This is a genomic window from candidate division WOR-3 bacterium, from assembly GCA_039802005.1.
Classification (GTDB): Bacteria; Hydrothermota; Tepidihabitantia; order SM23-42; family JAOAFX01; genus JAOAFX01.
On sequence record JBDRVV010000024.1, the window covers coordinates 15,667 to 37,335 of the forward strand.

Here is a 21,669-nt window from a genome sequence, read left to right on the forward strand (position 1 = left end):
TTATTTCTTCTTGGGTAACACCGGTTCCTGTCGAGGAGGAACCTGAATCATCAATTGTTGACTTTGTTTAATGAATGCTTTGCCTAAGTGATTTTCAATTATCTTAACAGCTGGCGTAGCATCAAAGGTGTGAGTAGTAGCATGAAAAACAGATAGAACCAAATCTTGAAGTTTTTGGTCGTCCTCTAAATTAGTGATTTTAAGTTTCAATTCTATTACCTGTTCTCTGCCGATGTGGCGGGCATGGCTTTTGAAAAATGAATGAGCTGAGAGCTTATTGCCGATTGTTTTAGCCTTTTCTTGTGCATCATCTTCATTTGCAAACATATATTTTTCAAGCCACTCAGTTACAAGGGTTTTAGATAGCTCATTTGCATGCTCACACTGCACGAGAAGTGCTGGACCATATTGTTCGATAATTGGTAACCAAACACCCAAATTTTTGGGGTCTTTAATACATTCTTCTCGTGCGATATTAAATTGCTCAATGATTGCCTGAGCTGGTATTGCTTGGAGCCCTAACCGTGTATGAACAATTACCTGAGGGTCTATCGGTCCTATAAAAGAGTGTTTACCCATGATAATCTCATTGGCAGCACAAGCCAGCATGGTTGCAGCAGACATTGCCCCGTATGGAATTATTGCGCGAATATGCTTAAATTTTGAACGTAGATAAATAACCAATGCTTCTGTCGCCTCGGCAGAACCACCCGGACTATGAATAATGATATCTAAATTATCATCCGTTAAACCAGATACTACTTCCATAAATCCCTGAACATCTTCATCCGTAATGCTAATCAATTCCGAGGGAATATTTTTTGCTTGGGTCCAGTTGACAGCATATATAATTGTATTTCTTTTAGAGTATTTATTAAGTTCACTCAAATATTTTCTGCGAACGAAATCAAAAGGTGGCTTCTTTTCTTTGTTTTGAAAATCTATAAGTTCTTTTAGTATTTCACCCCAAGTGGGCATCTATACTATGTAGAGGAATCTTTTGTAGAGAAAACAAATTTCTGATTCATCTGCTGAAGGTATGTGTTGGCAATGTCTAATAGTTTCTTATATTCACCGTATAGTTTCATTAAATCTGATATTCCGGCATTTTCAGATAATTTCATTAGTTGTCTATATTCTTCTTCCCGGTTATTTTGGTGGGGTTGCGATTTATTATTTGGATTTTTCATATTTTTTATGCCTTAATAATAACCAAATTAAATCAAAAGTCAAGGGTTAATTTCATCACTATAAAAAAGCTATCTTCTATTTATTTGCCTTTCTTTGGGCAAATCTACTTTCACATTCATTTACTAATAATTCCAATTTTGCGATATATGTTTGTGAAAGCGTTAAGATATCTTCATCCGCTATATCTTCAAAATACCAGTGATATCGCACTTCTGCAGTTTTTTCTTTTTTCGGGATTGGTGGCGTTTTTTCATTAGATTCAAAACGTTCATACGTTCCATTTTTATGATGCAATATCTCAACAAGATGGTCGGTTATTGTTATGGTTGATTTTAGGAAAACATCAATCTTACTTCGTGGCTGAATAGGCTTTTGATGAATTGTCACTCTTCGCTTATCATTCATCAATTTCATCAGTGGATCACTATTTAATTCCTTCTGTTTTTCATCATACCATTCTTTAAATTCAGGTACCGAACTAAATTCGGTCTGCATAACAAAAGTAACACTTCGGCCAGCAGACAGAAATGCACTCAGGTTGTATTTGAATGGCTCACAAGTAGCTACTTCATCGGCCAATCGTTTGAGGAAATATTTTGCTTCTTCTAACTTAAATCGTGTATTTGTCATACATTATTCATCAAAAATTGTCAAACACCATCCTCCGAATTCGCCTCTTGTATTTATTAGATAGACGATGTGATTATACACTTCATACAATCTTTGCCTTAACAAGGCGATTTTTGACGAGTTCAACAACTGCTCGCTAAACCTCAAGTTGCTCATCTTCGGTTAAACCTACCGATTGCAGAATCATCTCTGCCTGCGGCAAAGATGTCTAAAATCACTCAATGTTTTATTAGTCATTAGAACAGCCGTCAACATAAATTTCAATTTTATCTATAAAATTCTTACTATTCATAAAAACTTTTTACAACAACATCTATTTCTTCCTTCGTCAAGCCATAAATTCATAACCTTTGAACAATAAATTCATATTTACTTAGCTCACAATAAGAAATATAACATTAGCCTAATATCTGTTTAATCATTTTGGGAACTACAATCGTTTTTGAGTAAAAGAGCGGTTCTATTTCCATTAGAATATCCTCACGATTACTCCCTTTTATTTTTTCAGCGAGGAAAATGCTGCTATCGATAGGCATTACGGCACCCTTTACTTTTAATATGCCTTCGATCTGTTGAGTATGATAATCAAGACGCTTCTGGGTATCCTTGGATTCACTTGTTACCCAGAGATAATGGCTGCGGTTTACATTGTGATTTTTTTCTAATTTACTTTTAAAATTGTGAATATAACTGACCATCGCACGCTGGATTGAAGATGTGATTGTAAATCCACCGGAATACGCCTTAGCGTCAACAATCAGTCCGTAAGAATCTTTCTTGGTCTTGGCATGATACCAGAAAAGGGAATCAGGTTCATCTGGCCCACCCAAAGGAATACCCTCAAAACCAATGATTTCTGTATATAATCTGTGCACAGATTTTTCAAAGTCGCGAGCCTTTAGTTTTCCGCTATATGCTTCCTGTATAATTTGTTCAATAAATTGGCTATCAATATTTACCAAAGTGCTTTTTAGGTTAACAATTAGTTTCTTAATTTTTTCGCCTAACTTTACGATCTCTTCAGCAAAGGTAGGAATATTCAAATTGATTTTTTCTTTCAGGATAACGAAGTTACTCACTCTCTGTATCAAAATACCAGTGTTGATTAAGCCTCTAAGGTCATTCTCTACCTCTTCTTCTTTTGATTTTAAGCCATTATGCTCAAGGAAAAGCAGAATTTCATTTAACGGCACTTCTTTACCTTTTTTCTTTAATAAATGTGTCAAAATTAAGGAACGTCTCTTTCTCAATATTTGTATCCAGCCATTTTCCCCGACGCCAACATTTCAAATGAAACATTCTTTGTCACCTTGTTTTGAATACTCGCACCGAGAGCTCTCCTATATGCCTTTCTGCCTTGGTCAGTAATTCTATAAGCATGTGGTGTCCTTGCAGAATAAACAGCGCCTGCCTCTTCATATTTGAGATCCATCTCTACAGATTCAACCCAGCCCATCTGAATTAAATAATGCGCAATCATCCGCGCATATTTATCGGCAGTTCCTTCTTTGTATGAAATTATTTTATTTTTTGCACTTTTATTAGGAGCAAGATGATATTCTTTTATAAAATTTTCCTTACCATATAAAGTAAATCCGCGTTCACCTGAAAAACCTAGGTTTTTAGCGATATCAAATTTCGTCAGATGCCCATAATTAACAAGTAGCTCAAGAATCCTGCAAGCCGGCGGATACGAGAGTAATCCTTTTTCAAATATTGTTCTTTCCGCCATTGAATTTGGCTCGGAATTGAGCAAATCAATGCCCAATTCTGTTAGTGAAAAATCATCAGTTTCACGATTGTATTCAATAAACCCAAGTGCCTCGGCAAGCCTTACATATGTATTATCTGCCCAGCGGCCTATGTCTAAAGATATGCCCACAAGTTTTTGGCTCTCAACAATGTCTAAAGGTCTGTCAGAAAGTTTAAAAACTTCGACGACCTTCCTTAATTTGTTCAATTCACCTGCATCCTGAATCCAACCCAATGTCCGAGAGCGCATTATGCCTCTTTTCTAAACACCAAAATAAATTGATGAAGTTGATTTGGAACAAAGGCATATGGGTAGCCATAGGGATAAAGCGTAATCGTCTTGTCATACCAAATTTTGTAGCCTTTAAAATAAAGTGTATCAATTTTTGATAATTCCTGAATAATATCATTATGTAGCAAACCATTATACTCTTTAGTGGGTTGAAAATCCTTGGTAAATAATACTACATATTTTTTATTATTTAAATATTTAATTGCTTTTTCAATGATTTTTCGTAATTCTTCAAGAAAAAGGGGGAGCGGTAAATTGCCGATATCCTCTGCTGAATTTGTAAATGGAGTAGGTGCATTGTTCTTTTTTCGTTTAGCACTTTCACCCGTCTTTTTTCGTGCCTGCATATCGCCATAAGGGGGGTCAGTTAAAATTAGGTCAAACCGTCTGCATATTACTTCATCAAAATTTTCCAAATGCTTTGAATTACCAACCAAGGCTATTTGTTCTTTCAGATTTTCTCTTTTACAAACTTCTTTGTAAATATCAATATATTTTGCTGATATATCAATCCCCACACCATTCCGATTGGATAGTGAACATCCTAAAAGTGTCCCTCCGACCCCCATAAATGGATCTAAAACCCATTGATCGTGTTTGGTAAAAAATTCAATTATTTTTTTCATTAACTGAGGGGGCTTCGGTGACGGGTGTTTTTTTCGTAATTCATGACAGAATCCTTCTTTACCTTTCGTTGAATATGCTGTTACCTCAACAGAATTCAAAAAGTAAACCCATTCTCTTCCTGAAAGGTCATTTAATTGATTTTTCTTATCTAAGGATTTATCAGTTGCCTCTGTCTTAAAAATTGTGCTACTTGGTATTTCTTTATCTAAAGAAGGGAAGAGTGAATATGTTGGAAATTGTTCTTTTACTAATATTGTGTCTCTGCGCGCTTTTTTACTAACCGCGGGAGAAATGAAGAACACTTTCTTCCAATATTTTGTATTGCGAACATAATATAATAATTCAACAACTCCAGTTGATTGTGCACCATTTTGATTACTCTTGAATCGACGATAGGGTTTTTGAAAAACTTCAACTTTGCCAAGTTGACTCAATATCTTTTTGATTTCATTGTCTTTCATTAGCCCCTCATTATTATAGCTAAATAATACATGAGTCGCTTTTGCATTGGCAATGATATCATCCAATGCTTCCAAGACAATTCCTTTCTGGCAGTATCTTGACCTTTGGTGCTTATATGGTCTGAGTCCAGTTTTACCATATATCAGAGGGTTATCCCATTCAGCGATAGTTTCGAGGATATGATAATTTGTGATATATTGTCGTTCATTATAGGGTGGGTCAAGATAAAGAACATCGCATTCAATCTCTTTTATTAGTTTATTAGCATCTGACATATTGATATAATGAGTGTGAATACTTGGGATTACTTCTGGGACTTCTAAAGTCAATTTTTTATATGCCCTTGGGTCCCAGAATTTAAGGAAAGCACCATAAGTTCCAGATATATTTGAGACCGATGGAACCGCTTCAATTAAGGATGCCAACAGACAGTAGTATTCGTCTTCGTTGATATAGTCCATATTACACCATTTCTGTATGGTATTTCTTATTGCATCAATGCGCATAGCGTTGGCGCCAGTAAAATATTTTCTCTGAAATTCTTTTTGCGCTGTACCCTCATCAGAATAATTTTCGAACATAAATCCTTTTTCCCCTTCTAAATTATTCAAATAATAAAGCACTAAATAAATCGCTTCGGTTTTATATTTGTATTTGGTAATGTTATTTTTGTCTAATAAGTGAGGAATAAGATTTTCAAAACTGGGGTAATTGTTATTTTTAATATAGGCGTATTGAAACACATAAGAAAATTTAAGGTTATCATTTGTTATCAATCTGAATCCCTTGCGCTTAAAATATTTCGCAACTGCCGTAGTACCAGTAAACAAATCACAAAAAACCCCCTCGGTTATCCCTTTATCTACAATAACTTTGCCGATAAAATCTAAAAGGTTTTCCTTACTGCCAATAAATCTCATAATGCGCAATTATATTAATTCCCATCTATGGTTCAAGAGTATTAGTTGCCTTTGTGCACTCTCAATCAACTCACGCCGAGTTCTTTTTGAAGTCTCATCACCAAGGATAATCCGCAATCTTTTTAATTTTTGCCACGAATCTTCCAAGGATAGTAGAGCGCCAATTTCAAAATAGCCGGTGGCAATGTCTAAGGATACTACTTGCGGAAGCAAAGATTTTAGATGGCCAAGCAAGGTGTTATCTTCACGATTATCTATGATTATCTTTGCCATCTTTAATTTAATTATACAAACATTTCATAAAAAATCAAGGGTTGATTTTAGTTGTTTTCTACTATTAGTTATTGAGACACCCATTGACATTTTTTCCCTTTTTAGTATAGTATTTGTGTATAGGAAAAATATGATAAATTTAATCTTCAATCAGTGCTGTCCTGAGGCGCCGGGATTTTTTGAGGCTTTACTGCACTATCTCATTGAAGTCGGTCCTCCATTGATCATTGGTTTTCTTTTGAGTGGCATTATCAATGAATTTGTGCCGGAAGAATGGGTTGAAAAACACTTGGGCGGTGAAGGACTGAAGCCTATACTTCTCGCCACTTTTATTGGTGCGGTTTTGCCAATCTGCTGCTGGGGTTCGTTGCCTCTGGCAGTGAGTTTTCAAAAGAAGGGCGCAAGGTTAGGTCCAATCTTAGCATTTTTAGTGGCAACACCCGGAACTTCTATTTCTGCGGTCTTAGTAACCTGGTCTGTGCTTGGATTAAATTTTGCAATTTTTATATTCTTTTCGGTGATTATTATGGGTATTGTAATGGGGTTGATTGGCAATCTATTTTCGGTCTCTAATGTGAACAATAGTGCCGAATCACGCTGTCATTGCTGTGAAACCGAAACAGAGAAGACAATATCACAGCATATTGTATCAGTTTTAAAATTCGCCTTTGTTGACATGGTAAAGGATATTGGCTTGGAGACATTGGTCGGGCTCGTTATTGCGGCGATCGTTGCCTCATTTGAACCGGTCGGTAGATTTGTAAAGCTCTATCTCGGTAATTACTGGGGATTTTTGTTTGCCCTTATCTTTGGAATTTTGATGTATATTTGTGCGACCTCAAGCCCACCAATGGTTGATGCATGTATTAGTCGCGGCTTGTCATCAGGTGCTGGGATGACGATGTTGCTGGTTGGTCCGGTAACCAGTTACGGCACAATTCTGGTGATGCGTAAAAAATTCGGATTCAAAATTCTCTTTGTATATCTAATAACCATCTCCTTGCTTTCTTTGATTTTTGGATATCTGTTTCAAACTATCGCTTGATTTTACCACAATGCCAAAGAATATTATCATTTCATCATTTCTACAATTGACAAAATGATGATTTTATGTATTATTGATTATGGAAAGAAGAAAGAAAATACCAGAAGTTCATTATCGGGCATCGCGGATATGCCGAATCTTAGGCAATCCTACTGCTTATGAAATTATACATTTGTTAAGGAATAATATGATGAGACCTGAGGAGATAGCGTCAGCACTGGGCGTTAGTATGTCCACAGTTTCTATGACTCTCCGCTCATTAAGACAAATTGATCTGGTGAGATATATCGTAAAATGGAAAAAGAGGATATACTGGATAAAGGATGAAAAGGTTCTGACCGTTATGGATGAATTGGAAAAATTAGTTAAACGAATCAAGTTTCGTGATTATTAATTTATTATTTCTACAATTGTTGAAGTGATAAAATGATAGCTAAGGATCGGTATATCAGTAGAGTTAAGGATAAGTGGGGTATCAGTATAATTGGAGACTCGGGATGAAGATTGCTAATGATATCACTGAAGTGATTGGCAATACGCCGTTGGTAAGATTAAATAGAATAACCAGCGGAATCGAGGCTGAGATTGTTACCAAATTTGAGTCGTTCAACCCACTCCATAGTGTAAAAGACCGAATCGGCTATGCGATGATTCTAGACGCTGAAGAAAAAGATTGCCTATTTTTTAATGAACAGTTTTTACGGCTCCTCTTTTTTTGATAAGAGACAGATACCCAATGCAAGGAATAATAAGCCAAAGAATTGTAATGCGGTAATAAATTCCTTTAAAATCACAAATCCTAACAACGATGCAAAAAATGGAGTAGCAAGTTCTAAGGCAGAGACCTGGGCGGCTTTGATTCTTTTTAGCCCTTTGTAATATAAAATTGTACCAATGCCGATGACAAAGCCTAAAAGAACTTGATATATATTTGCTATTTTGATTCCATGGGTCAGCAGAAGATATACAAAAAATATTATCCCGGCAAATAAGAATCTGTAGAATGCAATCACTTGTGCAGGGAGTTCTCTTAAATATTTTCTGGTGGTTATTGCGGTTGTTGCCCAGGCAAAGGTGGCAAAGAGCACAAGGAGGTCACCGAAAGTCCCGAGTTTCAAATCCTTAGATTATCAATCGTCTTCGTTGATACAAAAATACCAGCAAATATCATAAATATGATTCCCAGATAATCAAATTTTGTAAGACGGTCTGATTTCAAAAAGAAATAGCCTAAGATTACAATAAAAATCGGCTGGGTATGTCCAATAAGAACTGCGTTTATGACCATTACCTTTGTGAATGCATATGTATAAAGAAAGTCTGCAAACAAAGTTGCGACTATTGAGAGATAAATGAGCCATTTTAAATCTCTTGTCTTAACCTTTAGATCTCTTGGATTTTTTAAGAAGGCATAGACGGTTATAATCATTAAACAGAATAGAACTCTCGTGGCAAAGGTATTCAGAACATCGGTTGCCTGGAAAGATAATTTTGCAAATATCGGCTCCAGTGCCCACATCACACTCGCACCAAGAACTGCAAGTATACCAATCGTCTTATTTGAAGGCAAAGAAAATAATAGACAAAAAATTATGTGTGGTAATAGGGAAGAGGTTGCGATTTAGTTAATAGTTATTTGGTTTGGAACCTAAAAAGAATTATAGGCCATTCTATTTTTATTAATTATTGTTTGGGATCAGGTGCTTTGGATTTGATTAACAATACAGGCTGTGAAACTATAAAACGAAAACGGATTAAATACTGCCATTTTAATAAAACATTTATTGACATCACCTCTTTTTTTGTTATAATCTAAGCGTTGAAAGGAGCGAAATGATAATTAATCTTACATTGCTTATTCTTTCTTTCAGTCCTATTCAAGTTTATGAGCATCAACTTGATAATGGACTCAAAATCTTAGTGTATGAAGACCATTTTGCACCGGTCGTTGCAACTCAAATTCATTATAAGGTAGGTTCATATAATGAATTTCTTGGATGCACCGGTATTTCCCATTTATTAGAACATATGGCATTCAGGGGTACAAAAAATTATGGTCCTAAAGAATATGACCGTATCATTGATGAGGCAGGTGGTGAAGAAAATGCCTTTACCTCAACCCATCAAACCGTCTACTGGGCGAATCTTTATAAGGACCGTTATGAATTAGAATTGATGTTAGAAGCAGACCGTATGCAGAATTTGCTTATTGCTGAGAAGGAATTTATACCAGAAAAAGGCGTGGTGATGGAAGAACGCAGACTTGGTGAGAACGATCCCTACGGAAATCTCTTTGAGATGATGGACCAAATGACTTATCTTTATGCTCCATATCGAAATCCGACGATTGGTTATATGGTTGATTTGCAGAATATCGGGCATAAAGATGTGTATAATTGGTACAGAAAATACTACAATCCATCCAATGCAATAATTGTTGTTAGCGGGGATGTAAATAGGGAAGAGGTAGTAAAACTTGTGAAAAAATATTATGGTAGAATAAAGGGTATACCGGTAAAAGAAATCGAATATCATGAATCTCCACAAAATGGTGAGAGAAGATTTAAATTGTACAGGGATGTAAATTTTCCAGTTCTGGCGATAAATTACCGAACAGTCTCAATCACTCATTCTGATGTTTATGCCCTTGATGTTATGAGTAAGATACTTTCTTATGGCAAATCATCAAGGTTTGAAAGAATTCTTGTTCGCGAAAAAGGTCTTGCCACAAATATAAATTTATATCATTCTCCTGCAAAATACGACGGTACATTGTTTATCTTCGCTATACCTCAGGCAAGCCTTAATATTGAAGAACTTGAAAAGGAAATATATTCCGAAATTGATAGATTAAAAAAGGGCGATATAAGCGATGCTGACATAGAGAAGGCAAAGAATCAAACCCTTGCTCAATTTATCTTTCGCCAGGATTCACCCACCGGTATGGGTTTTACAATTGGATACTGGGAGATTATGAGTGGTTCCTGGCAGAATATTAATATCTATCCTCAGAAAATCCTTGAGGTAACAAAGAATGATGTTGCTCGTGTTGCCGACAGGTATTTAACCGAAGATAACAGGACAGTTGGGTATTTACTGCCCCGGAGGTAGTGATGATAAAAAAATTCATTTATTTTTTGTTAAGTTTGGTTGTATTTTTGAATTTTGCTTTCGCATTCAATATTCAAAGGGATACACTTGAAAATGGTTTTGTGATACTTTTAAGTGAAGCCCACAAAATCCCGATGGTTGAACTTAAAATTGTTGTCAAATCAGGTAGTGTGTATGATCCATTAGGTAAAGAAGGTCTCGCAAACCTAACGGCAAAGATGTTATTAAGGGGTACAGAACTTCATAAAGGTGATGAATTGATTGAAAAAATTGAATATCTCGGTGCAAATATTGATGTAAATACACAAGAAGATTATATTGAAATCTCGGGTCGTGTATTGAGCAAAGATTTATATATATTATTGGATATTGTCTCAGAATGCTTGCAAAGACCTTCTTTTGATACTACCGAATTTAAGAGATTGCAAAGACAGACATATTCAGAAATTTTAAGCCAGTTGGATGACCCATTTTATGTTGGGCAGGTTGCGTTTAGAAGATTCCTTTTCGGGACACACCCACTTAATCATGACCCACTCGGTTTTGATACTACAATTAAAAAGATTAACATTGAGGATGTAAAGAGTTTTTATAACACTTATTATGCGCCGAATAATACGGCAATCATACTCGTCGGAGATTTTAACACCGATTCAGTAAAATGTGAGATTAAAAAATATTTCTCTAACTGGAGGAGAAAAGAAATTCCTGTTTTTTCTGCTCAATTGCCTGACTCTAAAGGAAAGAAAGGGATGATAATAAACAAAGATATATCGCAATCTTACATCTTCCTCGGATTTTTTGGTCCAAATAATAAAATACCAGATTGGATGCCGACAAGGGTGATGAACTATATCTTGGGTGGTTCAGGATTGACTTCAAGGCTTGCTACCGAAATCCGCGAAAAGCGCGGGCTTGCTTATAGCGTATATTCATTTTTTGCCCGTTATAATTTTGGTGGCTATTTTATTGCTGGGGTTCAAACCAAGAATGAGTCTGCAAACGAGGCGATTAATTTGATTTTACAGGAAATAAAAAAGGTAAAAGAAGGTGTTAGCAATGATGAACTTGAACGGGCAAAAAAGTACTATATCGGAAATTTCCCATTGAATTTTGACACCTACCGGGAGATGACAAACTTCATTACCAGAATTGAGATTGAAAATTTGGGGCTTAATTATCCTGATAGATACGAACAAATGGTTAAAAATGTTACGATAAACGACATAAAAGAGGCAGCAAATAAATATCTCAAGACAAATGAGGTTTGTCTCGTCATTGTAGGGAATGTTAATAAAAATATGATTAAGTTAGAGGATATAGAGTGGGATAAATAACACCTGTTCTTTATTTTTTTAATATACTCAAAAATGCCCTTACAACCTTGGGGTCAAATTGTGTGCCACTGCCTTCTTTCAGTCTTTTAATTGCTTCGTTTTTGCTTAATGCCTTACGATAAGGTCTGTCCGTGGTCATCGCATCATATGCATCAGCAACTGCGATTATCCTTGCACCGATAGGTATTTCATTTCTTTTAAGTCCATTAGGATAGCCATTACCATCGTACCTTTCATGTTCGTATTTTATTATTTCGCAGGCACCGGATAGATGACGGGCGTGTTTTAATATATTATGTCCGATCTTGGGGTGCTCTTTGACTATTTCATATTCTTCTTCAGTTAGGGGGCTTGGTTTAGTCAATACTGAATCGCTTATGCCGATTTTTCCAATGTCATGTAAATATCCAGCATAATCAAGTTCTTCTATCTCTTCGGGTGGAAGTTTTAACTTTCGCGCTATTTTCAATGCATACTTTCTCACCCTTTCTGAATGTCCTGATGTATATGGGTCTTTTGCCTCAATCGCCGAAACAAGGGTTTTGATACTATCAAGATAACTCTGTTTCAAAGAAGAGTATAACTCGCTGTTCTGTATGGCGATAGATGCCTGATTAGCAACCAGTATTAAAAGTTCTAAATCTTTTTCGCTAAATGCATTTTTTTTATAACTTTCAATATTAATAACACCGATTATTTTTTCACCTATCTTTAATGGAACAGCAATTTCAGATTGTGTTTTTTTGTCAAAAATATAATAGTAGTGATTTTTTGAGACATCATTCGCAATGTAGGGCTTACCAGTTTGCGCAACATAACCGGTTATGCCCTGTCCTAAATTGAGTCTCAATCTTGACTGTATCTTTTTTGAATAGGGTTTTTCCGCAGCCCTAATCACAAGTTGTTTTGTTCGCTGATCAATTAAAGCAACGGCAGCCCTTTCATAATTTAAAGTTTCTTTAAGATGCCTCACAATATGCTGTAATAGAAGCTCAAGGTCAAGGATTGAAGAAATTTCTTGACTTATTTGCTGGAGTAGATAAAGTTCTTTTACCATCTGTGATAATTCCATAGTTAATTCTTTATGTTCTGTAATATCCGTTGCGATACCCATTATTGCCTGAACCTTGTTTTCTTTAAAGATTATATGTTCACTTGTTTTTAGATGGATTTTTTTTCTATTTTTATCAAGAACAACCAGTTCGTAAGGTTTGATGTCCTTTCCTTTTAACTGCTGAAGAAAGGTTTTGCGTGCGGTATAAATTGATTCAGGTGCAACAATGTACTTGAAATGTTTACCCAAGAGTTCTTTGACTTTATAATGTGAGATTTTTTCAACAAAATCATTTAAATAGATTATCCTGCCTTTACGGTCAATGATATAAATGACTGCGTTCAAATTTTTAAAGAGTAATTTATAATAAGGATTTATAACAGCAACATCAAAAACATCAATAAACTTAAGCCCTGGTTTATGGGGGTAGAGTTTCATAACTCCATTATAATCATATATTAAAATTTGTCAATAATATATTTTTAACATTTATGAAAAATTATTCAGACAAATTGTGCTTGATTTTTTAAATTATCAGAATATAATTAATAGTATTTAAGAAAGGAGTGGTTATGAAGATAAAATTCCTGGGGCATGCAGCATTTTTAATAACCTCAGAAAAGGGTATTAGAATTATTACCGATCCTTATAAACCAGGTTGCTACGGCGGGGGTATAAAGTATGGCCCGATTACTGAAGAAGCAGATATCGTTACAATCTCCCACGAACACGATGACCACAATGAAACAAAGATAAAAGGCAATCCTGTTTTTGTCCGTGAATCGGGTAAGAAAGAAGTAAAAGGCATAAATATCTCTGGATACGAGGTCTATCATGATAAAAGTTCAGGAAAAGAAAGGGGAAGGGATGTTATTTTCAATATTGAAGTAGATGGGATTAATATTGTTCATCTTGGAGATCTGGGACATACGCTTACAAAATCTGATGCAGAAAAAATCGGAAAGGTGGATATTCTACTCGTCCCTGTTGGTGGTTATTTTACGATTGATTCTAATGATGCCGAAGCAATTATAAGCTTGCTGAACCCTAAGGTAGTGATACCAATGCATTTCAAAACTTCTAAATGTGATTTTCCAATTGCACCGGTTGAGGAGTTTACTAAAAGTAAAGAAATAGAAAAGGTTGATGGCGAATTGGAAATTAGAAAAGATACGCTACCAGCGAAAACTATGATTTACTTATTAACACCAACAAAATAATTTCTGGGAGGTTGTATGAGAGAAATAGAATATAACACAATTGTGGATACAGTTGCCCGATTGTGTAAAGAAGCCAATTATTTTTTAGGTGAGGATGTATATAATGCCTTAAAAAATGGACTGGAAAAAGAAGAATCGCCGGTTGGCAAGGATATCTTGAATCAATTACTCAAAAACGCGGATATTGCAAAAAATGAACAGATTCCAATATGCCAAGATACCGGATTTGCCGTAATATTTCTTGAACATGGTGCAGATGTTCGGGTAAAAGGCGATATTAATCAGGCAATCAGTGAGGGGGTTGCAAAAGGTTATACTGAGGGATATCTGCGAAAATCAATACTCTCCGACCCGATTAAAGGCAAAAATACAAATGACAATACACCACCGATTATACATACTACAATTGTGCCGGGAGATAAAATAAAGATAACGGTTGCGCCAAAGGGTGGAGGCAGTGAAAATATGAGTGCAGTTAAAATGATGACCCCTGCTGCGGGTATTGAAGGAGTGAAAAAATTTGTGATTGATACTGTAGTTCAGGCAAGTTCAAATCCCTGTCCACCGATTGTGGTTGGTGTTGGCATTGGTGGTAATTTTGAATATGTTGCATATCTGGCAAAAAAGGCACTTTTGAGGAATATCGGTGAAAGACATCCAGATCCGTTCTATGCCGATGTGGAAAGGGAATTGTTGGAGAAGATTAATAAAACAGGGGTTGGTCCAATGGGATTAGGTGGCAGAATTACATGTCTTGATGTTTTTATTGAGGTCTATCCAAGACATATTGCTTCTTTCCCAGCGGCAATTAATATTAATTGCCACGCCGCACGACATAAATCAGCGGTAATATAGTGAAACGGAGCATCGGTGAAACGGAGAGACGGAGAAAAGGATATCCGTGTAAATCCGTGCCATTATCCGTGTGAATCTGTTCAGCCTTCGGGCTGAAAAAGGAGGTATTATGTCAGAGCCAATTAGATTGAAAACCCCACTTTCCGAAGGGGATGTTTTAAAATTAAAAATTGGTGACAGCGTTTTAATTACAGGAAAAATTTACACGGCAAGGGATGCAGCCCATAAAAGGCTTTTTGAACTCGCACAAAAAGGCGAGCCATTGCCGCTTGATTTAAAAGGTCAAATTGTTTATTATGCTGGACCTGCACCAGCAAAACCTGGTTATGTGATCGGTCCTGCTGGTCCTACAACATCAGGCCGTTGTGATCCTTATACCCCGAAACTGCTTGAGATTGGTTTGAAAGGAATGATTGGTAAGGGTGTGCGTTCAAAAGAAGTGCGCGATGCAATGAAGGCATACAAGGCAGTCTATTTTGCCGCAACAGGTGGTGCAGCAGCACTTATTGCCAAAAATATTAAGGCTGTTAAGATAGTTGCTTATGAGGACCTTGGTGCTGAGGCTATAAGAGAACTTGAGGTTGAAGATTTTCCGGTGATTGTTGCCAATGATGCCTATGGTGGTGATTTGTATGAAGAAGGGATGAAGAAATACCGGAAGGAATAGTTATTGGGTTAGGGTTGGGAAGCTGGTTTTTCCCAAAGTTCCAGTGGCGGCCTGCCACCCATCTGCCACGCTACTTGATGGACGGCATGACGGAGTGTGGCGCAATGCATTTATCCATTGTAGTGGCAGAGCTTGCTCTGCAAGAAAGATTTGAAAAAAGGAGATAATGTGAAAAAAATATGCTTGATTTTGTTTGGTGTATTGATTCTTTCCTGCGGACCGCAGGAGAATGTTATAAAGATTGGCCTTGTCGCACCATTGACTGGTGATGTAAAGACCTTTGGTGAATCTACAAAGAATGGATTTTTGTTAGCGATAGAAGAGGTAAATTCACAGGGTGGAATAAATGGAAAACAGATAAAAACTTTTATTCAGGATGACAAAAACGACCCTACTGAAGCACAGAACGCAGGAAGCAAGCTCATAAATCAGGATGGCGTTAAGTTGATAATCGGCTCGGTTTCTTCAAAATGTTCAATACCATTAGCACAGGTTTGTCAGGATGCGAGTGCGGTAATGATAACACCCACATCAACAAATCCCAAGGTGACGATCAGGGATGATGGGTCAAGAAAGGATTTTATATTCAGGGCATGTTTTATTGACCCGTTTCAGGGAAGGGTCGCTGCAAAGTTTGCCCTTGAAAATTTGAAGGCAAAGACAACCGCAATCCTTTATGATGTGGGCAATGACTATGTAAAAGGGCTTGCTGAATTTTATCGTGATAACTTTATTCAAGGTGGTGGGCAGGTATTGGTTTACGAATCATATCAAAAAGATGATACGGATTTTTCAGCATTACTGACAAAGGTCAAACAGGCAAATCCAGATATTTTATATATTCCAGATTATTATAATAAAGTTGGTCTGATCGCCAAACAGGCAAGGCAGATAGGAGTAAAATCTATCCTTATGGGGGGTGATGGTTGGGATTCGCCGGAAATGCTTAAGATTGCAGGTGATGCAATTGTCGGTGGCTATTTTACAAACCATTATTCACCGGATGACCCCAGACCTGAAGTTCAGGAATGGGTAAAAAAATATCTGGCAAAATATGGTTCCAGTCCTGATGCTCTTGCAACGCTGGGTTATGACGCAACCTGTCTATTACTTGAGGCAATAAAAAAGGCTAATTCTGATAATCCAGTAAAGGTTAAAGAGGCACTCCAAGGAATAAAGGATTTCAAATCAGTTTCAGGCAATATTTCACTTGATGAGTATGGTAATCCAATAAAGAGCGCGGTGATTTTGAAATATACAAAAACCGGGCAGGAGTATGTAGCAACCGTATCGCCTTAATATTTTAAAAAACACAAGAAATTATTTCAATAAAGTTTACTCTGCACTTAATAACTTCTTGAGCGCAATAGCTTGCCATTGCGTCGTTTTTAATTTGTAGTTATTCAGGAAGTCATTCTTGACTTGGGACTTTTCCTGGGTATAATCACATTATAAGGAGGTTTTGATGAAACCAAAGGTCGCAATCAATGGTTTTGGAAGAATTGGCAGGCTTGTTTTTAGAGCCGGTTATAAAAGCGATAAGTTTGAATTTGTTGCTATAAACGATATAAGCGATGCAAAGACACTTGGTCATTTATTAAAATATGATTCAGTTCATAAAAAATTTAATGCAAAAGTTGAGGTAAAATCAGACGCCATCATTGTTGATGGTAAGGAATACAAGGTTCTTTCTGAAAAAGAACCGACAAAATTGCCCTGGAAACAACTGGGTATAGATTATGTAATTGAAGCAACTGGTAAATTTACTGAAAGATCTCAATGTGAGATACACTTGCAAAATGGGGCAAAAAGGGTGGTAGTAACAGCACCAGCAAAAGGTGAACCAAAGGTTCCCACGATTGTAATGGGTATAAATGAAAACAAATACGACCCTAAGAAAGACACAATAGTTTCCAATGCCTCTTGCACTACAAATTGTTTTGCACCTATGGTTAAAGTATTACATGAAAATTTTACTGTAAAAAAAGGTTATCTAACAACCATTCACGCATATACGAATGACCAGAGGATACTTGATCTGGTCCATAAAGACCTGCGTCGGGCAAGGGCAGCCGGATTATCAATGATTCCTACCTCTACTGGTGCGGCAAAGGTGATCGGTGAAATATTCCCGGAATTAAAAGGTAAACTTGATGGCGTGGCGATTAGAGTTCCTACCGCTGATGTTTCAATCTGTGATTTTGTATGTGAAGTTGAGAAGTCAACAACAAAAGAAGAGGTCAACCAGGCATTCAAAAAGGCTGCTCAGGGACCATTGGGTAAATATCTTGAATATTGTGAAGAGCCATTGGTTTCTATTGATTTTGTTGGTAATCCCCATTCATCAGTCTTTGACCCTGAGCTAACCATGGTCAATGGCAATATTGTTAAAACTTTTGCCTGGTATGATAACGAATGGGCATATTCATTGAGAATTATAGATTTGCTTGAATATATCATCGGGAGGGAGTAATGCCTAAACTATCGGTTAAAGACCTGCCGATAAAGGGTAAAAAGATTTTTCTACGTGTGGACTTCAATGTGCCCCTTGATGAAAATCAGAATATCACCGATGATACAAGAATAAAAGAATCATTGCCCACGATAAAATATATTCTTGATAATGGCGGCATCCCCATCATCGCGAGCCATCTTGGCAGACCAAAGGGAAAGGTTGACCCGAAACAGAGTTTGAAACCCGCAGCCAAAAGGCTGGGTGAACTATTAAATCGGGAAGTAAAATTTGCACCTGACTGTGTTGGTTCCGAAGTAAGAAAGATTGTGGATGGATTAAAACCGGGTGATATTCTCTTGCTTGAAAATTTGAGGTTCCATCCTGAAGAAGAAAAGAATGATACAAATTTTGCAAAAGAACTTGCATCCCTTGCTGAAATTTATGTAAATGATGCCTTCGGCACAGCACATCGTGCCCATGCCTCGGTTGAGGCGATTGCCCATTATTTTGAAAGTCCTGCCTGTGGATTTTTAATGGAAAAGGAACTGAAATACCTTGAATCAGCATTGAAAAATCCGCAAAGACCATTATTGGCAATAATTGGCGGTGCAAAGGTTTCAACGAAGATCGGTGTTTTGAAAAACTTACTTGATAAGGTTGATAATCTTGCGATCGGCGGTGGAATGTGCTTTACTTTTTATAAGGCAAAGGGACTGAATATCGGTAAATCACTCTGCGAAGATGATTTTATTAACGAAACAAAGCCATTACTGGAAAATCCCAAGGTCTATCTGCCCGAAGATGTTGTCATTGCTAAAGAGATAAAGGCTGGTGAGAAGATCGGTACGGTTGATGTTGTAAAAATTCCGCAGGATGCAATAGGCGTAGACATTGGTGAAAAATCAATTGAGGCAATTAAAAAATTGATACAAAACGCCAAGACCATAGTCTGGAATGGTCCAATGGGTGTATTTGAGATTGATGACTATGCAAAAGGGACTGAAGAAATAGCAAAGGCAATCGCCCAGGCAACAGAAAAGGGTGCAATTTCAATAGTTGGTGGTGGCGATTCAGTTGCAGCATTAGAAAAATTCAACCTGAAATCAAAAATCAGCCATGTCTCTACAGGCGGTGGCGCATCCTTAGAATATCTTGAAGGAAAAGAACTACCCGGGGTAAAGGTGTTGAAAGATAAATGATAATGGTCAATGGTTTGAGAATGGGATGCAGGATATGAATCCAATCATTGCTGGAAACTGGAAGATGAATAAGGATCCCGGAGAGTCAAGGGTCCTTGTCCAGAGACTTTTAGAACTTGCTGGTGATGTGAAAGACCGGGATGTGATAATCTGCCCGCCATTTACATCACTACCAGCAGTGGCGGAGATTTTGAGAAACTCACGATTCAAACTCGGTTCCCAGAATATGCACTGGGAAAGGAGTGGTGCATTCACCGGTGAGATCTCTGGATTATTCTTGAAATCATTGGGGTGCGAATATGTTATAATCGGACATTCAGAAAGGCGTCATATTATGGGCGAAACCGATGAAATGATAAACAAAAAGTTGAAGACCGCATTAGAGATTGGATTGATTTCAATTTTTTGCATAGGTGAGACCGAGAAGGAACGGGAACAGGGCAGGACTGAAGAAGTTATTTTGCATCAACTAAAAGAGGGATTAAAGGATATAGAGTCCGAGGTCCACAAGATTATCTTTGCCTATGAGCCGGTCTGGGCAATAGGGACCGGAAAGACCGCTACCCCCCAGCAGGCGAGCGAGGTCCATAGACTCATCCGCAATCAATTCAAGAAACAAGTGACAATTCTTTATGGCGGTAGTGTGAATGCGGGCAATATTGATTCATTAATGGCACAAAAAGAAATAGACGGTGTCCTGGTGGGTGGCGCAAGTCTAAAACCCGAAGACTTTGCAAGAATAATAAGATTCCAGATTTAAAATTTTTTTGTGGAAGATTAAGTGCATGAGCGATTTCCAGTCGTGGTGATAAGCACTGAGTTCATCTTACTTTTTCCTCCCCCTTTGATGGGGGAGGATTAAGGTGGGGGTGATAAAAATTATTGACATTAAAATAAATTTTCATATAATGATAGTATAATATGAAAATGGTTGATGAGAAACAAAGACTTCAATTGTTGGGAAGGATAGATCAAATACTGGGTTCGTCGTTTAATTTGAGCAAGGTTATAAGAATGATTTATAAAGAAATAAGCAGGGTAATGGACACGAGCAATTTTTATATTGCGATTTATAATCCCAAAACTAATATAATAAAATTTGAAATTTATACAATAGAAGGTAAAGAAATTCAACCATCCTCCAGACCGTTATCTGGAGGATTGACGGAGTATGTGATTAAAACTAAAAAACCTCTTTTGATTAACAGGGATTTGAAGAAACAATGCAGACGCCTGGGAATTAATCCCATTGGCAAAAATGCCTACAGTTGGCTTGGTGTTCCGATGATATATAAAGGAAATGTTGAAGGAGTGATGACTATCCAGGATTATAAAAAAGAGAATGCATATAGTTGGGAAGATGAGTTATTTTTAAGTAATATAGCCGCAAAGGCAGCGGTCGTAATCGCTAATACCAGACTGGTTGAAGAAGAAATGAGACGGGCAAGAGAACTTGCAATGCTTAACAAGATTGTCCACCGTTTAACCAAAAGTTTGAATATACAGGAAATTTGTGAAAGTGTTACTGATTCTATCCTTGAATATTTTGAAAAATTCAATGTCGCAATATTCTGGAAAGAAGGTAATGAACTTGTCTTGAAAAAACTCTCGCGTGGGTTTAAAGATGAAGTGCCAAGAAATTTACGAATACAATTTGGTCAGGGTATTGTTGGTTCTGCGGTCCAGTCTGAAGAAACACTGATCGTAAATGATGTTTCAACAGACAAGCGATATATTGCCTTTGGGCAGACATCCACAAAATCCGAGGTTGCAATTCCATTAAAAATTGGAAAAAAACTTTGCGGGATACTTGATATTCAGTGCAATGAAATAAACGCCTTTGATATGGATACAGTGCGGGTTTTGGAGCTGATTGCAGACCGCTTGAGTGTTGCTTTTCAAAATGCGAGTTTGTATGAAGAGGCTGTTGCAAGGAGTCGTGAGTTATCAGTATCATTCACAATCGCCCAATCATTGATATCTACCCTTGAACTTGATGATGTTCTCAATCGTATTCTTGATGTAATTCGCAGTAATTTTGGATATGAAAATTGTGCTATTTTACTTGTGGACAAAAAGACAAATGAACTATATGTTCGGGCTTCAAGTGGTTATCCGGAATATGTATCAAAGAATGTCCGTTTGAATATCAACAAAAGAGAAGGGATTACTGCTTATGTTGCTGCAACCGGTAAGCCATACTATGCCCCGGATGTGAGTAAAACCCCGTTTTATGTAATGGGTAAAAAGACAATTAAATCAGAGGCTGCGGTGCCGTTGATTGTTCGGGAAAGTGTAATTGGAGTTCTGGATATTGAAAGTGAAAAATTGAACGCATTTACAGAGCAGGATATGAGAATGTTTAGTATTTTTGCATCTCAGGCTGCGATAGCAATTGAAAATGCCCGTCTCTACAATGAAACAAAGGAAATGTCTCTCACTGATTCGCTAACCAAAATCGCCAATCGCAGACATTTTGATTTAATATTAGAAAATGAATTAAAGCGAGGCAGAGGGTATGCACGCTATGTTAGTCTGGCGATGATTGATCTTGACCGTTTTAAGAATTTTAATGATAA

General features: G+C 37.0%; 22 protein-coding genes and 1 pseudogene. 13 read left to right on the forward strand and 10 right to left on the reverse strand.

Annotated features, from left to right (window positions below; translation table 11 throughout):
- From ABIL69_08390 to ABIL69_08420, 7 genes are all read right to left on the reverse strand, one after another.
- On the reverse strand, positions 1 to 978 hold the full coding sequence (locus ABIL69_08390) for a serine protease (GenBank protein ID MEO0124002.1): 978 nt from the start codon (positions 976 to 978) through the stop codon (positions 1 to 3).
- Between the two features lie 5 nt (positions 979 to 983).
- Positions 984 to 1,124: a hypothetical protein gene (locus ABIL69_08395; protein MEO0124003.1), complete on the reverse strand. Its 141-nt coding sequence runs from the start codon at positions 1,122 to 1,124 to the stop codon at positions 984 to 986.
- 142 nt (positions 1,125 to 1,266) lie between these two features.
- Positions 1,267 to 1,821: a hypothetical protein gene (locus ABIL69_08400; protein MEO0124004.1), complete on the reverse strand. Its 555-nt coding sequence runs from the start codon at positions 1,819 to 1,821 to the stop codon at positions 1,267 to 1,269.
- A 398-nt stretch (positions 1,822 to 2,219) separates the two neighbouring features.
- Positions 2,220 to 3,014, reverse strand: a complete 795-nt coding sequence (locus ABIL69_08405) for a restriction endonuclease FokI C-terminal domain-containing protein (protein ID MEO0124005.1) — start codon at positions 3,012 to 3,014, stop codon at positions 2,220 to 2,222.
- A gap of 53 nt (positions 3,015 to 3,067) precedes the next feature.
- Positions 3,068 to 3,823, reverse strand: coding sequence for a restriction endonuclease FokI catalytic domain-containing protein (locus ABIL69_08410; GenBank protein MEO0124006.1), 756 nt, complete (start codon positions 3,821 to 3,823; stop codon positions 3,068 to 3,070).
- Complete coding sequence (locus ABIL69_08415) at positions 3,823 to 5,874, reverse strand: DNA adenine methylase (protein MEO0124007.1); 2,052 nt, start codon at positions 5,872 to 5,874, stop codon at positions 3,823 to 3,825. The genes ABIL69_08410 and ABIL69_08415 overlap by 1 nt, the downstream gene beginning before the upstream one ends.
- Before the next feature lie 9 nt (positions 5,875 to 5,883).
- Positions 5,884 to 6,147: a hypothetical protein gene (locus ABIL69_08420; protein MEO0124008.1), complete on the reverse strand. Its 264-nt coding sequence runs from the start codon at positions 6,145 to 6,147 to the stop codon at positions 5,884 to 5,886.
- 130 nt (positions 6,148 to 6,277) lie between these two features.
- Here ABIL69_08420 and ABIL69_08425 point away from each other — a divergent pair, with 130 nt between their 5' ends.
- From ABIL69_08425 to ABIL69_08435, 3 genes and pseudogenes are all read left to right on the forward strand, one after another.
- Positions 6,278 to 7,192, forward strand: a complete 915-nt coding sequence (locus ABIL69_08425; GenBank protein ID MEO0124009.1) for a permease — start codon at positions 6,278 to 6,280, stop codon at positions 7,190 to 7,192.
- Between the two features lie 79 nt (positions 7,193 to 7,271).
- Entirely contained in the window at positions 7,272 to 7,586 is a 315-nt protein-coding gene (locus ABIL69_08430) for an ArsR family transcriptional regulator (protein ID MEO0124010.1), read from the forward strand.
- Between the two features lie 103 nt (positions 7,587 to 7,689).
- Positions 7,690 to 7,863 (forward strand): annotated as a pseudogene (locus ABIL69_08435) (pyridoxal-phosphate dependent enzyme).
- 27 nt (positions 7,864 to 7,890) lie between these two features.
- Here the strand turns inward: ABIL69_08435 and ABIL69_08440 are convergent.
- Both ABIL69_08440 and ABIL69_08445 read right to left on the reverse strand, forming a co-directional pair.
- The gene (locus ABIL69_08440) at positions 7,891 to 8,310 is read right to left on the reverse strand and encodes a DMT family transporter (GenBank protein MEO0124011.1); all 420 of its coding nucleotides are present in this window, start codon (positions 8,308 to 8,310) and stop codon (positions 7,891 to 7,893) included.
- Positions 8,307 to 8,762 (reverse strand): DMT family transporter, encoded by a 456-nt coding sequence (locus ABIL69_08445; GenBank protein MEO0124012.1) that lies wholly within the window; start codon positions 8,760 to 8,762, stop codon positions 8,307 to 8,309. Before ABIL69_08445 ends, ABIL69_08440 begins: the two co-directional genes overlap by 4 nt.
- A gap of 263 nt (positions 8,763 to 9,025) precedes the next feature.
- Between ABIL69_08445 and ABIL69_08450 the strand changes: the two genes are divergently transcribed.
- Both ABIL69_08450 and ABIL69_08455 read left to right on the forward strand, forming a co-directional pair.
- A complete protein-coding gene (locus ABIL69_08450) occupies positions 9,026 to 10,303 on the forward strand; it encodes a pitrilysin family protein (GenBank protein ID MEO0124013.1) in 1,278 nt (425 codons plus the stop codon).
- 2 nt (positions 10,304 to 10,305) lie between these two features.
- Positions 10,306 to 11,640 (forward strand): pitrilysin family protein, encoded by a 1,335-nt coding sequence (locus ABIL69_08455; protein ID MEO0124014.1) that lies wholly within the window; start codon positions 10,306 to 10,308, stop codon positions 11,638 to 11,640.
- A 10-nt stretch (positions 11,641 to 11,650) separates the two neighbouring features.
- Here the strand turns inward: ABIL69_08455 and ABIL69_08460 are convergent, their stop codons facing one another.
- Positions 11,651 to 13,132: an HD domain-containing phosphohydrolase gene (locus tag ABIL69_08460; protein ID MEO0124015.1), complete on the reverse strand. Its 1,482-nt coding sequence runs from the start codon at positions 13,130 to 13,132 to the stop codon at positions 11,651 to 11,653.
- A 134-nt stretch (positions 13,133 to 13,266) separates the two neighbouring features.
- Here ABIL69_08460 and ABIL69_08465 point away from each other — a divergent pair, with 134 nt between their 5' ends.
- The 8 genes from ABIL69_08465 to ABIL69_08500 all read left to right on the forward strand — a co-directional run.
- Positions 13,267 to 13,914 (forward strand): MBL fold metallo-hydrolase, encoded by a 648-nt coding sequence (locus ABIL69_08465; protein ID MEO0124016.1) that lies wholly within the window; start codon positions 13,267 to 13,269, stop codon positions 13,912 to 13,914.
- A 15-nt stretch (positions 13,915 to 13,929) separates the two neighbouring features.
- Positions 13,930 to 14,769, forward strand: a complete 840-nt coding sequence (locus tag ABIL69_08470; GenBank protein MEO0124017.1) for a fumarate hydratase — start codon at positions 13,930 to 13,932, stop codon at positions 14,767 to 14,769.
- A gap of 109 nt (positions 14,770 to 14,878) precedes the next feature.
- Positions 14,879 to 15,436: a Fe-S-containing hydro-lyase gene (locus tag ABIL69_08475; protein ID MEO0124018.1), complete on the forward strand. Its 558-nt coding sequence runs from the start codon at positions 14,879 to 14,881 to the stop codon at positions 15,434 to 15,436.
- Between the two features lie 168 nt (positions 15,437 to 15,604).
- Positions 15,605 to 16,735: an ABC transporter substrate-binding protein gene (locus ABIL69_08480; protein MEO0124019.1), complete on the forward strand. Its 1,131-nt coding sequence runs from the start codon at positions 15,605 to 15,607 to the stop codon at positions 16,733 to 16,735.
- A 166-nt stretch (positions 16,736 to 16,901) separates the two neighbouring features.
- Positions 16,902 to 17,909 (forward strand): type I glyceraldehyde-3-phosphate dehydrogenase, encoded by a 1,008-nt coding sequence (gene gap / locus ABIL69_08485; protein MEO0124020.1) that lies wholly within the window; start codon positions 16,902 to 16,904, stop codon positions 17,907 to 17,909.
- Complete coding sequence (locus ABIL69_08490) at positions 17,909 to 19,090, forward strand: phosphoglycerate kinase (GenBank protein MEO0124021.1); 1,182 nt, start codon at positions 17,909 to 17,911, stop codon at positions 19,088 to 19,090. Before gap ends, ABIL69_08490 begins: the two co-directional genes overlap by 1 nt.
- A 34-nt stretch (positions 19,091 to 19,124) precedes the next feature.
- Positions 19,125 to 19,850 (forward strand): triose-phosphate isomerase, encoded by a 726-nt coding sequence (gene tpiA, locus ABIL69_08495; protein MEO0124022.1) that lies wholly within the window; start codon positions 19,125 to 19,127, stop codon positions 19,848 to 19,850.
- Positions 19,851 to 20,011: 161 nt separating this feature from the next.
- On the forward strand, positions 20,012 to 21,669 hold a 1,658-nt coding region (locus tag ABIL69_08500; protein ID MEO0124023.1), incomplete at its 3' end, for a GAF domain-containing protein.